This is a genomic window from Pseudomonas sp. GL_090 (assembly GCF_057837765.1).
Map to the genome: position 1 here is coordinate 2388748 of NZ_CM174452.1, position 14205 is coordinate 2402952.

General features: G+C 62.0%; 11 protein-coding genes. 7 read left to right on the forward strand and 4 right to left on the reverse strand.

What is annotated here, in order from left to right; all coding sequences use genetic code 11:
• Positions 1-84 precede the first annotated feature (84 nt).
• On the reverse strand, positions 85-1092 hold the full coding sequence (locus AC3ITA_RS10700; RefSeq protein ID WP_095945847.1) for a DMT family transporter: 1008 nt from the start codon (positions 1090-1092) through the stop codon (positions 85-87).
• A gap of 15 nt (positions 1093-1107) precedes the next feature.
• Here AC3ITA_RS10700 and AC3ITA_RS10705 point away from each other — a divergent pair, with 15 nt between their 5' ends.
• Both AC3ITA_RS10705 and AC3ITA_RS10710 read left to right on the forward strand, forming a co-directional pair.
• Positions 1108-1671, forward strand: a complete 564-nt coding sequence (locus AC3ITA_RS10705; protein WP_489280227.1) for a helix-turn-helix domain-containing protein — start codon at positions 1108-1110, stop codon at positions 1669-1671.
• Between the two features lie 14 nt (positions 1672-1685).
• Positions 1686-3092 (forward strand): FAD/NAD(P)-binding protein, encoded by a 1407-nt coding sequence (locus AC3ITA_RS10710; protein ID WP_489280228.1) that lies wholly within the window; start codon positions 1686-1688, stop codon positions 3090-3092.
• A 52-nt stretch (positions 3093-3144) separates the two neighbouring features.
• Here the strand turns inward: AC3ITA_RS10710 and AC3ITA_RS10715 are convergent, their stop codons facing one another.
• Entirely contained in the window at positions 3145-5385 is a 2241-nt protein-coding gene (locus AC3ITA_RS10715) for an Ig-like domain-containing protein (RefSeq protein WP_489280230.1), read from the reverse strand.
• Positions 5386-5420: 35 nt separating this feature from the next.
• Positions 5421-6767 (reverse strand): hypothetical protein, encoded by a 1347-nt coding sequence (locus tag AC3ITA_RS10720; protein ID WP_489280232.1) that lies wholly within the window; start codon positions 6765-6767, stop codon positions 5421-5423.
• 278 nt (positions 6768-7045) lie between these two features.
• On the opposite strand from AC3ITA_RS10720, the gene AC3ITA_RS10725 reads away from it, so the two are divergent.
• The 4 genes from AC3ITA_RS10725 (at position 7046) to AC3ITA_RS10740 (ending at position 12779) form a co-directional block, all read left to right on the forward strand.
• Positions 7046-8491, forward strand: a complete 1446-nt coding sequence (locus AC3ITA_RS10725) for a sensor histidine kinase (RefSeq protein WP_095945649.1) — start codon at positions 7046-7048, stop codon at positions 8489-8491.
• 201 nt (positions 8492-8692) lie between these two features.
• Complete coding sequence (locus AC3ITA_RS10730; protein ID WP_489280234.1) at positions 8693-9739, forward strand: SCO family protein; 1047 nt, start codon at positions 8693-8695, stop codon at positions 9737-9739.
• A 144-nt stretch (positions 9740-9883) separates the two neighbouring features.
• Complete coding sequence (locus AC3ITA_RS10735; protein WP_489280236.1) at positions 9884-11377, forward strand: sensor histidine kinase; 1494 nt, start codon at positions 9884-9886, stop codon at positions 11375-11377.
• Complete coding sequence (locus AC3ITA_RS10740; RefSeq protein ID WP_150674085.1) at positions 11346-12779, forward strand: sigma-54-dependent transcriptional regulator; 1434 nt, start codon at positions 11346-11348, stop codon at positions 12777-12779. Before AC3ITA_RS10735 ends, AC3ITA_RS10740 begins: the two co-directional genes overlap by 32 nt.
• Positions 12780-12837: 58 nt before the next feature.
• Here the strand turns inward: AC3ITA_RS10740 and AC3ITA_RS10745 are convergent, their stop codons facing one another.
• Positions 12838-13218 carry a hypothetical protein gene (locus AC3ITA_RS10745; RefSeq protein ID WP_095945653.1) on the reverse strand — a complete coding sequence of 127 codons (381 nt, stop codon included), beginning with the start codon at positions 13216-13218 and terminating at the stop codon, positions 12838-12840.
• Between the two features lie 172 nt (positions 13219-13390).
• Between AC3ITA_RS10745 and AC3ITA_RS10750 the strand changes: the two genes are divergently transcribed.
• Positions 13391-14197: a class I SAM-dependent methyltransferase gene (locus AC3ITA_RS10750; protein ID WP_095945654.1), complete on the forward strand. Its 807-nt coding sequence runs from the start codon at positions 13391-13393 to the stop codon at positions 14195-14197.
• The last annotated feature ends 8 nt before the right edge of the window (positions 14198-14205 follow it).

Genomic DNA, 14205 nt, shown 5'->3' on the forward strand with positions numbered 1-14205 from the left:
TCACATTGTTTCCGGAAGAGGGGTTTTGCCTGTGCCGGCGCCTTCGCGAGCAGGCTGTCTAACCGGCGGCACAGAATCCGCAGTTTATCGCTGAGTTTCCTGCTCCTGCTCCAGCTCTTCTTCAGCCGCCGCCTTACCCTTGGTCTTCAACTCACTGACGATCACCGCCGCTACAATCAACCCGGCCCCGACCAGGGCAATGGCCGGCAAGCGTTCCCCGGCGATGCGCCCGACAATCCCGGCCCATACCGGCTCGCCGGCATAGATCAGCGTGGCGCGGGTCGGTGACACGCTTTTCTGCGCCCAGTTCATCGCCACCTGAATCGCCGCGCTCGCCGCCCCAAGCCCCAGCGCGCTGCACAGCAACAACCAGGAGAAGTCCGGAATCGCCTCGTTGGTCGGCACTACCATCAGGAACGACAGCGCCGAAGTGACCGCCAGTTGTACCACCGTCACCCGGCGCACATCGACCTGGCCGGCATAGGTGCTGATCAGGATGATCTCCGCCGCAATGGCCACGGCGCTGATCAAGGTGGCGATTTCACCGGGGCTGAAGTTGAACGACGCACCGGACGGCCCGGACAGCAGCATCAACCCGGTAAAGGCCAGCATGATGCCGATGCTCGGCATCAACCCCGGACGCCGCCCCAGCACCAGCCATTGCAACAACGGCACAAACGGGACGTACAGCGCGGTAATGAATGCCGATTGGCTGCTGGGAATGCTCTGCAACCCGACCGTCTGCAAGCCGTAGCCGAGCATGATCGCCACGCCGATAAACGACCCGGCCTTGAGTTCGAACAAGGTCAGGTCACGCAGGTGACGCCAGGAAAACAGGGCAACGATGCTTGCGGCGGCGGCAAAGCGCAGGCCGACGAAAAACATTGGGCCACTGACGGTCATCGCATGCTGTACCAGCAGGAAGGTACCGCCCCAGACCATCGTGATCAGCACCAGCACGCATTCGGCCTTGCTGAACCTTGTAAAACGGGAGGAAGCCTTTGGGGAGTTCACCGACGTCATGACCTTGCACGCTACTGGAGGGGGACGCACAATGCGTCGAATGTTGCGCAGTATACTGCCCAACCCCACTCAGTGAGCAATATAGTGCACAAAGATTCTACCCAACGGGCATCGGTCCTCCAGCACGTCAGTCAAAATGTCCGCCGTTTGCGTCATGCCGCCGACTTGAGCCAGACGGCACTGGCGGAAAAGTCCGGTGTCAGCCGTCGCATGCTGGTGGCGATCGAGGCAGGGGAAAAGAACGTCAGCCTGACCACCCTCGACCGCGTCGCCGAAGCCCTCGACGTCGCCTTCAGTGATTTGATCCAGGCGCCCGACGCCCGGGATCCCAGCCGTATCAACGAGCTGACCTGGACCGGCACGATTCCCGGCAGCCGGGCGGTGTTGCTCTCAAAGGCCCAGGCCAGCCGCGAAGTCGAGCAGTGGGAATGGTGCCTGCAACCGGGTGAGGTGTATCCGTCGGAGCCGGACGCCGATGGCTGGAGCGAACAGATTTATGTCTTCGAAGGTTGCCTGACCGTTATGCTGGGCGACCAGCCGCAGAGTATCGCGGCGGGTGAATTCTTCATGTTCGCCAGCAACCAGCCGCACTGTTATCGCAACGACGGGGCTGTGGCGGCAAAGTTTGTGCGTAATGTGGTGATCTGAACAGGGAGTACACGATGGGCCATAGCTTGACCAATGATGCCGACATCCTGATTGTCGGTGGTGGCCTCAGTGGCGCCATGCTGGCGGCGCAGTTGATGCGCCGGCCGGGCCGGTGCCGGGTGCTGGTGATCGAGCCTCGGGCCGAGTTGGGGCGGGGCGTTGCCTACAGCGCGGTGGAACTGGGCCATACGCTCAACGGCAACGCGGCGCGGGTGAGTGTCGACCCGGACAACGCCGACGACTTTACCCAATGGCTGACCGAGTACATCGAAGCGGGCGGCTGGCCGGAATCGGATCAGCAGCAGGTGCCGGTCGGCGAGCTGTTTCCGCCACGGGGAATTTTCGGCCTGTACGCCCGCCAGCGCCTGGCAGACGCGCAGGCGCTGGGCGCATTGAACGGTTCGACGGTCGAGCATGTGCAGGCCGAAGTGGTCGATTTGCAAGCCGATGCAGACGCCGTGCGGTTGACCTTGAGTGATGGCCGAAGCTTGCAGGGCGCTTTTGCGGTCTTGGCCACCGGGATGTTTCCCGCCGCGTGCACGCCACAAACCCGATCCTGCGGCTTGAACGCTGCAGCCCTTGATCCGTGGGACGTGGCGGCCATGCAGCGACTCGACCCGCAATCGACGGTCATGATCATCGGCTCGGGCCTGACCATGATCGACGCCGTGGTGTCCCTGGATCAGGCCGGGCATCGTGGGCCCATCGAAGTGTTTTCCCGCCATGGCCTGCGACCCCATGTGCGTCGCCAGCCACCGGCCTGGGTGGATTTTCTCGCGCAGGATCAGCACATCCGCACACCTCGCCAGTTGATGCGCGAACTGCGTCGTCACTGTCGGGACGCCATTGCCCAAGGCATCGACTGGCAGGCGCCACTGAACACGGTGCGGCCACATATCGGTCGCTTGTGGCACCAGGCGACGGACGAGCAGCGTCGGCAGTTCGTGCGACATGTGCGGCCGTGGTGGGAAAGCCATCACCACCGCTCGTCACCCCTGAGTGCCGAACTGGTGGAGCGTTTGTATGAAGAAGGGCGGTTACGAATTCACGCCGCTTCGTTCGAGGGGCTTGAGCGCTCGACGGGCGACGGCGTCAGTATCCGCCTTCGGCGGCGCGGCGAGGCACACACCTGTGTCGTCAGCGCTGGCGCCCTGATCAACTCCAGCGGCATCGAATATGACTGGCGCCGGGTCGCGCGGCCGTTGCCCCGGCAACTGCTCGCCCGTGGCCTGGTCCGACCGGGGCCGTTGGCCCTGGGGATTGCCGCGGAGGTCGATGGCGCGGTCCTGAGCGCCGAGGGTCAGCCCGCCAGTCGGCTGTTTGCCATGGGCCCGCCGTTGCGCGGCATGTGGTGGGAAAGTACGGCCGTTTCTGACGTGGTGAGCCAGGCCAAGGCGCTGGCCGGACGACTGGTGCGCTAGTCGTCCATTGCCAACGGGCCCCACCGGCTGTATTGGCCGATGGGGCGAGCGTTTACCGCACGATGACGGTGACGCTGCGCACCGAGCCTCGGGCTGACCGGATGGTTGCCGTCGGGCTTACCGATGGGCGGATCGCGCTGTTGTTGACCGTCAACGTCCACCGCCCGTTATTCGCCACATTGGTGGTGCCCAGGGTGACCAGGCCGGCCGGCGTGGTCACCTGAACAGTGACCGAGTTGCCCAGGATCGCCGAAGAGGTTCCGGCGAAGTTCCAGGTAAAGCGGTTGCCGGAACGGGCAGTGACCGTGGCTGTCGTGACGTTGAAGGTCTCAAGCACCAGTGGCGGCGAGACCTGCACCGTGACCGTGGCCGGTGCCGACAGGGCGCCGAAGCTGTCCCGGGCGACGTAGGTGAAGGTCGTGGTGAATGGCGTCAGGATCACGGCCGGTGGGGTGTAGGTCACTGCCGTGCCGTTGATTGCCACCGTGCCCTGGCCTGTTGCCGGTGGAGTGATGCTGTCGACGGCCAGCGGCACGTTACCTTCCGGATCTGTGTCGTTGGCCAGCACGTTGATCGTGACCGGCACGCCCTGGGTGGCAATGCTGTCGGCGACCGCCACCGGAGGCCGGTTAGGCGCCACCGTGATGGTCACGGTGGCCGGATTGGCCGAGGCCAGGCCTTTGGCGTCTTGAGCCTTGTAGGTGAAGGTCGTGGTCAACGGTGCAGTGACGACCGGCGGCGGGGTATAGACCACGTTGTTGGCGGCCAATGCCACGGTGCCCTGGCCTGCAGCGGGTGGGGTCAACGCCGTGATGCTCAGTGGCGTATTGCCGTCCGGGTCGCTGTCGTTGGCCAGCACATTGAGGGTGAGCGGCACACCGAAGCTGGTGCTGCCAGCGTCGGCAACCGCCAGCGGCCGCTGATTCTGGCCGCTGTCCGGCGCCGTGCCGACCACGACAACGGGCTCGGTGTCACTGCCGCCGGCGGCGGATTTGACCGTCACGGTTGCAGGCGGCTGGGTCAGGTCAGCCACCGTGAGGTGTTGCAGGGTTCCGGTTTTCGACAGCCGTCCGTAACCCTGGGCGACCATGTCCGGTACCACCACTTCGTCCGTGGAGGTGGCCTCGATCAGCAGGCTGTGGTTGCTCCAGCTGTAACGGGCGGTCTGGATTTTCACCACGTCCGAGAGCTTGCTCGACACCGCAGTCGGGCGGGTGGTCCCGGCGGGGTTGGTGGCGGTGACCACCACGACCGGCGGCACCGTCCCGTTGGCCAGCAGATGCTGGGCGAAGAACACGCCATTATTGTCGCCCACCATGTTGGTCTGGCAAGGCGACACAGGCGGGCCGGGGACCAGGGCGATGCTTTCGCGAAAGCACAGGGTCGAGCCGATGGCGGCTTTGGCAAACACTTCGACCCGGGTGTTGTTGCCGCCGGTGCCGGCAATGCGGCGGTAGGTGGCACGGGTCATGTCCACCGCGGTTTGCGCGCGGTTGTCGAGCACCTTGCCGGACAGGGTGAAGAGGTTGGTCTGGAGGGTCCCGGCCGGACCCTGGATGCGCACGAAGTTGGTGTTGTTGGGGCTGCCGGTGACGGCTTCGGTGAGGTTGGGGTCGCCGACGAAGGTTTCGACGGCGCCGGTGTCCGGGTTCACCTCGGTGTAGGGGCCATTGACGCTGAGCAGGAACGGCCCGATCGCACCGTTGACCGCACCGCTGAAAACCCCCGACGCACCGATGCCGACGTCCCGGGTGATGTTGATCGCACGACGGCCTGGGGTGGTGACGTTGACCGTTTCCACGCCATAGGGGTGGGTAATGGTGTAGGTCCCGGCAACGGGAATGTTCACCCGCATACGAATCCGCGCGAAGCTGATCTGGTCGCCATCGAGCGGGTTGCCACCGGCAAATGCGGCCTCGATCCCGGCGACATAGGCGTCCATGCCATACCCGGCGGTGTTGTTGGGGATGCTGGTCTCGGCCAGGAACCAGAAGGCTTCGTCCGGCCAGTTATCCGGGAACACCATCGGCAGGGTGTCGTCGAAAATGCCCTGTGTCGGCAGCAGGGTGCACATGTAGGCCGGTGGCACGCTGGCTGCTACCCGCGAGCTGGCGGCGCGTGACTGGCACAGCTCCATCGACAGCAAATTGTTGTCCTGATACCAGATCGGGAATTTCCCGGTGGCAAAGGTGTAAGGGCCGGGATCGACGGCGGCGAGTTGCGCCAAAGCACCGCCGGTCAGCGATAGAGTCAGTCCCAGGGCGTTGAGCGCCAGGCGTGGCCATTTGTTCATGATGCCTCCTGATGAGGATCCGGGCATGTGGGCGTTCATTGCACGATGACCACTTCTTCGGTATCGCTGCCGCCGTTGGAGGACGACACACGAACCTGGGCTGGCGGAATCGGCGAGATGCCGGTGGCCAGGCTTTTCACGGCGCCGTCACCACTCAGGGCGCCGATGGCGATGCCGGTGCCGGAGGTAGCGGTGAGCACCGGTGGCGATGTTTCATCGCTGGTCGAGGCCACGATGGTGATTTGCCCGGTGCTCAGGCTGTACTCGGCGCGCGAGATCGTCACCAAATCGGTCAGCGGCATGGGCAAGGTGGTCGGCGTGCTGCTGGCGATGGCCAGGTGGTTGTCGGCGGTCACCTGCAAGGTGCTCGGCAGCGTCGGATTGTTCGGCGACTGCGCATACCAGTGGCCGGTGGTGTTCGCCTCGGTGAAGTTCAGCACCGGGTTGTTGCTGTCCAGGGTCACGGTGGCCGGTGGCGGCGGGGCCAGCACGAACACGTCCTGCTGGGCCACCGGGGCGCTGGTGCCGGCCTGTCGCGAGTAGGTGCTGCGCTCGGCGATCACGGGGGTCGGCCGGGCCACATTCGACAACTTGCCGGATACGGCGAAGAGGTTGGTGCGCAAGTCCAGGCCATTGGGGCCTTCGATGCGCACATAGTTGGTGTTGAACGGGCTGCCGGTGACGGCTTCGGTGAGGTTCGGATCACCGACGAATTGTTCGGCCTGGCCAGTGCCCGGGTTGGTCTCGGTGTAGGGGCCATTGACGCTGCGCAGGAACGGCCCGACGTCGCCCTTGAGCGCGCCGTCGTAGGTTTTCGGCGCACCGATGCCGATGTCCCGGGTCATGTTGATCGCCCGCCGGCCGGGAGTGTCGACGTTGAACACTTCGACGCCGTAAGGGTGAGTGATGACATAGGTTCCGGCGGTGGGCACGTCGATGCGAACACGGATGCGGGCGAAGCTGATCTGGTCGCCCTCCAGCGGATCACCGCCACTGAAGGCGGCTTCGAGCGCCGAGACATAGGTCAAATCGATGCCTCGGGCGGCATCGACGATGGAGGTTTCGCCTGTGGCCCAGAACGCTTCGTCGGGGAAATTGGTCGGGAAGACCAACGGTTGGGTGTCATCGAAAATGCCGGGATTAGGGATCAGCGAGCACATGTAAGTCGGGGCGCCCGGCGCGCTGGCAACCCTGGAACTGACAGCCTTCGATAAACACAGGTCAAGGGTTCGGCCGTGGCTGTCTTGATACCAGGCGGCGAAATTGCCATTGGCTGGCAGGTAGGGGCCGGGGTCTACGGCAAACAGCGCTGCCTGGGCAATGCCTTGGGCTAGAGCGGTCACTGCCAGGGCGGTCGCGGTTTTGCACAGTAACGGGTGCATGGGTATTCCCTCTGTCGAAGTACTGCCCCTTGAGGATGGGCAGTTGGCAGGGAGTTCGGCAACTTCCATACCAATCGGCGAAAACGCCCGTGAGAAGCCCGCAGTAAAGGCGTTGGCGCAGTTGCTGGCGGCAGATCGGGAAGTTATGACGGGGGCGGCTGTACCCTACTTTGGGGGGGGCGGGGCCGCGGGGCGGGTGGGGTATCGCAGTCCCCAGGTTCGGGCAAACGGCCCTGAGTGGGCTATAAACCTAGAGGGGGTTTCCGGGAACCGTGTCCATGAACACAATCGCCAAAGTACTTGCGACCGACAGCGAAGTTCGCTTGAACACGCGCAAGGAGCCGTTCAATCTGCTGCGCTGGTTTTCGCTGATCAGCATGGTGGTAATCGGCACGGTGGCGGTGGCGCTGGGGGCGGTGTCCTCGCGGTTCGTGATTACCGAAAGCGTGCAGCGCGATGCGCTACTGACCTCACAATTCATACAGGCGATTGCCTCGACCGAGGTGCGCCAAGTGTCGATTCCCAACGTCCGGACCATGGGCGAGTTGCTCGACCCACGCAAAGACAAGGACTTTCCTGACGTCGACCCGCTGTCCCGTGCCAGTGCCCGTGATGATTTCCTCGACCATATCGCAAATTTGCCGGACGTGATCCTGGCCAACATCTATGCCCCCGACCGCATGGTGATCTGGTCGACCAACCCGGCCTTGATGGGCACTACGATCCATGGCGATGAAGACCTCGATCGGGCATTCAACTCGAAAATTTCCGTGTCGACCAGTTATCACGATGTGGACAAAACCCGCATGGAGCAGAAGTTCCTGGAACCACCCAGATACACCTTCATCGAAAACTACATTCCCCTGTTCGACGCCGATGGCAGCACCGTCACGGCAATGGTCGAGATCTACAAGGAACCGCAGGACCTGATCAACCGCATGGAGCGCGGCCTGGTGCTGATCTGGCTGGCAACCGCCCTGGGCGGCGGTCTGGTTTACCTGGGGCTGTACTGGATCGTGCGGCGGGCGGCGATCCTGCTGGCGACGCAGCAGAAGCAACTGATCACCAACGAAACCTTTGTGGCGCTGGGGGAGGTGTCCTCGGCGGTCGCCCACAGTCTGCGCAATCCGTTGGCGAACATCCGTTCAAGCGCCGAGCTGGCGATAGAGTTCGACAGCGGTCCGGCGCACGGGAACATCAACGACATCATTGGTCAGGTCGATCGCATGTCGACATGGGTACGGGAATTGCTCCAGTCCCTGCGACCGCTCAATGACGAGGCGGAACCGGTGAACCTGGTGGCGGCCCTGCATGACAGCCTGATGGCTTACGAGCATCAGATCAGCAGGGCCAAGGTCAAGGTAGTGTTCGAGCCGGACCAGACGCCCATGGTGCTGAGCCAGCATGTGCAACTGACCCAGATCCTCAACAGCCTGCTGTCCAATGCGGTGGAAGCCATGGACGGCGGCGGCACCCTGACCATCCGGATCGAACCGCGCGATGCCCAGCGCATCAGCGTGAGGGTGAGCGATACCGGCAAAGGCATGAGCGAAGAACAGCGCACCATGGCCTTCCGGCCGTTCTTCACCACCAAGCAGGGCGGGCTGGGAGTCGGGCTGGTGCTGGTCAAGCGGATCATGGAGCGATTTGGCGGTGCGGTGACCCTCGAAAGCCTTGAAGGCGAGGGCACCACGGTGCGTCTGTCGTTTGTTCTGGCTCCCTGAAAACGGGGATGGGCTACCCCCAATAACGGGGGTCAATCCCCGGTCACTTCCCCGGTCATCGCCCATTGATTTTGATAAGTCATTGTTTTGTCGAGTGTTAGTACGTTTTTATAAAAAAACACATGATTGGCGAGGTCCTTGCAAAACCACAATCACCCTCCCTTCACCACATCGAGGCGGCTGGTGATGGAAAAAAAAGAGATGCATTCACCACGCTCACGAGCCTTGGGCATGCACCTGGTGCTGATGCTGGTGACCGGTTTGCTGGCCAGCCAACTGTTGGTCGCCAGCCAGCCGACGTCGACGCCCGCACCTGCTCCGGCATCCGCTGTCGTTGAAGCCGACACCCCGTGGGGTGGCAACTATTTCCCCAACACCCTGCTGACCGACCAGGACGGACAGCAGCTGCGTTTTTTCGATGACTTGATCAAAGACAAGGTGGTGGTGATCAACTTCATCTTCACCTCGTGCAGCGACTCCTGCCCTCTGGAAACCGCGCGCCTGCGCCAAGTTCAGAAACTGCTGGGGGATCGGGTCGGCAAGGACATTTTCTTCTACTCCATCAGCATCGACCCCTTGAGTGACACCCCCGAGGTGCTCAAGGCCTATGCGCAACGCTTCCAGGTCGGGCCCGGGTGGAAATTCCTCACCGGGGAATTCGCCGACGTCACCGACCTGCGCAAAAAACTGGGGCTGTTCATCGACGGCGTCGATAACGGGCGCAACAAAGACCACAACCTGAGCCTGATCGTCGGCAACCAGGCAACGGGCCGCTGGATGAAAGCCTCGCCCTTCGAAAATCCGTGGATTCTGGCCGACCAACTGGCCAATACCCTGCATAACTGGAAACAGCCCAGTGTGGAAGAAAGCTATGCCGATGCACCGGAGATCCGCCCGCCGAGCAATGGCGAAGAGCTGTTTCGCACCCGCTGCGCGTCCTGCCACAGTCTCGGTCCTCTGGACGGGCAGGGCATCGGCCTGCGCAGCATCGGCCCGGACCTCATCGGCGTGACCTATCAGCGCGATCCGGCCTGGCTCAGCCGCTGGATCCGCGAACCTGACCGCATGCTTGCGGAAAAGGACCCGATCGCGATGGAACTGTTCGAGCGCTACAACAGGATCTCGATGCCCAACTTGCGGCTGGATCCGCATTCCGCCCAGTCCATCATCGATTTCCTGAAAGAAGAAACCGACCGTCAGCATCCGCCAGCGGCGCCATTGGTCAGTGGTAACGAGGAGCCTGAATAACGTCATTCGATCGCGCAGCCCGAGACACCCCGGGTGCAATAGTGTCAAAAAAATTACGCGGGCCAGCCAATGGCTATCAATGCCACCTACACTGATTCTGAAAACGGCTGAACAGGCTCGATTTCAAGCACCCAGGACACAGCCATGCAGATACTCGAACAGCAAAAAGTAGCTGCGCCGCAGGCTCCGGTAGCTCAACGCAGGGGGTGGCGGCCGCAGTTCAACTTGCTGCGCTGGTTTTCCCTGGCAAGCTTTTTCATCATTGCCGCGGTGGCGCTGGGGCTGGGTTACATCTCCACGCGCTTTGTGGTCGATGAAAGTATCGAGCGTGATTCGATGTTGACCGCGCAGTTCATCCAGTCCATCGGCGAGGCCGAAATCCGGCATGCCGGAATTGCCCCGGGCCGAACCATGGGTGAAATGCTCGACCCACGCATGGACCATGCCGACTCCGACGTCAACCCAGAATCCCGGGCCGCCGCGCGGGTTGAGTTTCTCGACCATGTGAGGCATCTGCCGGACATCCTGCTGGCGACGGTGTACGCCCTGGACCGCACCGTGGTCTGGTCGACCAACACCGATTTGATTGGCGTGCGCATCGAAGATGACTTTGAGCTGGACGAGTCCTTCGAAATGAAATCGCCGGTGTCCACCAGCTACCACGAAATCGATGAGGAGCGTCCCGAGCAGCGCCTGCTGCGCGAACCGGAATATTTGTTCGTCGAGAACTACATTCCGATGTTCAACGCCGACAGGAGCAAAGTGGTTGCCATGGTGGAAATCTATAAGGAGCCGCTGGATCTTGTGGAACGCATCCAGCGCGGCTTCAAGGCGATCTGGCTGGCCACGCTGATCGGCGGGGCGGCCATTTACCTGGGGTTGTTCTGGATCGTGCGCCGGGCGGCGACGCTGTTGCAGAGCCAGCAGAAACAACTGATCGCCAACGAGACCTTTGTCGCCCTTGGCGAGATGTCCTCGGCGGTGGCCCACAGCTTGCGCAACCCGCTGGCCAATATCCGTTCCAGCGCCGAACTGGCCCAGGACATCGCCAGCCAGACCGCACAGAAAAACATCGGCGACATCATCAATCAGGTCGACCGCATGTCGCGTTGGGTCCGTGAATTGCTGGTGTCGTTGCGACCGATGAATGACGATTGTGAAACGGTCGACCTGGTGCTGGCCCTCGAAGACACCCTGAGTGCCTTTGAGTCCCTGATCAAGCGATCGGACGTCGAAGTGCGATTTTCCTCTGTCAGCGTGCCACCGGTTGTCAGCCAACAAGTGCTGCTTACGCAAATACTCAACAGCCTGTTCGCCAATGCACTGGAAGCAATGCCCAAGGGCGGCGTGCTGACGATCGAGATCGATTCCTCGGTGTCCGGCGACGTGAGCATGACATTGACCGACACCGGCAAGGGCATGTCCAAACAACAGCAGCAAATGGTCTTCAAGCCGTTTTTCACCACCAAACAAGGTGGATTGGGTGTAGGCCTGGCCTTGGTCAAAAGAATAATGGAGCGTTTTGACGGTTCGGTCGAACTGACCAGCCGGGAGCAGGAAGGAACCCGTGTTTGTCTCAATTTCAAAGTGGCAACGGGAGGGGCATATGGAGCACAGCATTCTGCTGGTCGAGGATGACGAAATTCTCGCTGAGAATATTCAGACTTACCTGGAGCGCAAGGACTTCGAGGTCACCGTCTGCCACTCGGCTGAAGATGCACTGGAGCAATTGGGTTCTTTCGCGCCTGACGTGGTACTGACCGACAACTCGTTGCCGGGCATGAGTGGTCACGACCTGATCCAGAAGCTGCGCATCAGCGCGCCGGATCTGAAAGTGATCATGATGACCGGCTACGGCAACGTTGAAGATGCCGTGGTGGCGATGAAAGAGGGCGCCTTTCACTACGTCACCAAACCGGTGGCCCTGCCAGAGCTCAAGCTGCTGCTGGACAAGGCCCTGGCCACCGACCGCATGGAGCGCACGCTGTCGTTTTACCAGGAGCGCGAAGCCCAGAAGTCGGGGGTGCAGGCACTGATTGGCGAGTCGGCACCGATGGCGTACCTCAAGGGCACCATCACCCAGTTGCTCGACGCCGAACGGCGGATGGCCAACAGCGATCTGCCGCCGGTCCTGGTGGAAGGCGAGACAGGCACCGGCAAAGAGCTGGTTGCCCGGGCCTTGCATTTCGATGGCCCGCGCGCCAAAGGCCCGTTCATTGAATTCAACTGTGCTTCGATCCCGTCCAATCTGGTGGAATCGGAACTGTTCGGCCACGAGAAGGGCGCCTTCACCGACGCCAAGGATCGTCGCATGGGGCTGGTGGAAGCGGCCGACGGTGGCACGCTGTTCCTCGATGAAATCGGTGAAATGGACCTGCTGCTGCAAGCCAAGTTGCTGAAGTTGCTGGAAGACCGGACCATTCGCCGGGTTGGTTCGGTGAAGGAGCGCAAGGTCAATCTGCGGGTGATCAGCGCTACCAACTGCAACCTCGAACAGATGGTCCAGCAAGGCAAGTTCCGTCGCGACCTGTTTTTCCGCCTGCGCATCATTTCCATAAAGGTGCCGCGCCTGTATGCCCGTGGCGCCGATATCCTGCTGCTGGCCCGGCACTTCCTGGCGCTACACGGCAAGCGTTACGGCAAACCGAACCTGCATTTCAGCGACCAGGCCGAAGAATTGCTGCTCAGCTACAGCTGGCCGGGCAACGTGCGCGAGTTGCGCAACATGCTGGAGCAAACCGTGTTGCTGGCACAAAGCGACACCATCGCCGTCCATCAGTTGAACGTCTGTCTGAGCCTCATGGATGAGCCAGCGGTGTTTCATCACGAGCCGCCAAATCTCAGCGAACCGCGTCCGTCCTACAACGGCAGTGAATCCATGAACCTGCCGGAAGTGGAGCGCGACATGGTGCGCAAGATGCTCGACAAGACCGACTGGAACGTCACCAAATCGGCACGCCTGCTGGGCCTGAGCCGTGACATGTTGCGCTACCGGATCGAAAAACTCGGCCTCTCCCGTCCGGACAAGCGCCAGTGGTAGGGGGCGTTCTCAATGGGTTTCCCTACCGGTGGGGAAACCAATGAGAATGCCCCCTGGTTCACTGCAATACCGGGCCCTGCCTCAGGCAGGACATCACGCAGCCGGGGTTCTCGACTTCCTGGTTCACGTATACGCCACGCTCCGGATCGTAGGAGCGGATAAACACCCGAACCGTGGCGTCGGCCACTGTCGGCAGGCGCGAGTCCGAGAACACGTGCTCACTGGAAACCGGGATGAATTCCCCGGGTGCGGTCGGGATGTACGAGCCTGGCGGTATGATGTTCATGGACGGTGGTACGGGGTGCGCGAAGGGTTGGTCGGCGCCGTAATAGTTGAATTCGCTGCTGTAGTTGGTGGTGTTTGGCATGTCGTCGGCGTGGACGACAGCGGTTGCACCCAGGCAGACGGCGAGCAACAGCGTCAGGTCGGACTTTTTCATGGCAACACCTGCTAGATCGGTTTAACCACATTCTCCCCAAGGTCTTTAACTATAGCTGGCGCCGTGGACAGCCGTCGGTGCTGCGCGGATTACAAGTTCGCAACACCTGCCAGGATGAGGTTGATCTAGACTCCGGCCGGTCAAATCGACGACCCGGACCCTGGAGCGTGCAATGGAAATGCCGACAAAAGAACAAGCCATCGCCAGTAACCGCGAGGCCTGGAATGACTCCGCCCGTCACCACAAGGACTCCAGCGAATGGCAAGCCTTGTTGAAGGGCGTGGCGCGCGCGGATTTTTCCTGCCTGGACGACACCCTGACCGCTTTGCTGACCCAGACAGGCGTCGATGGCAAGGACGTGGTGCAACTGGGCTGCAACAACGGCCGTGAAAGCCTGTCGTTGTTCGCCCTGGGCGCGCGTAGCGTGGTGGGCGTCGACCAGTCTGAAGCCTTTCTCGGGCAGGCACGGGAACTGGCGTCCCGCTCGCCCCACGCGCCGCAATTCATCGAGGCGGACATCCACCACTTGCCTGCCCGATTGCAGGAGCGCTTTGACCTGGCGCTGATCACCATCGGGGTCTTGAACTGGATGCCGGACATCGGCGAATTCTTCCGCCATGCGGCGCGCACGCTGAAGCCGGGTGGCGCGCTGGTGGTGTACGAAACCCACCCGTTCCTGGAAATGTTCGACCCCGAGGCCGCCGATCCTTATCGCCCGGCCAGCTCATACTTCCGCCGCGAACCGTTCGTGCAACACGAACCGATCGTCTACGAAGGCAAGATCGAACAGCCGGCCGCGCCGTCTTACTGGTTCGTCCATACCCTGGGCGACCTCTTCAGCGCGGCCATTGCGGCAGGGCTGCAGATCCGTCACTTCAGGGAATACCCGCACTCCAACCGCGAAGAACTCTATGACCGCTATCAACAGCAGGTGGCGCAGTTGCCGTTGTGTTTTACGTGGGTGGTGGTGAAGGGCTGATGTACTGA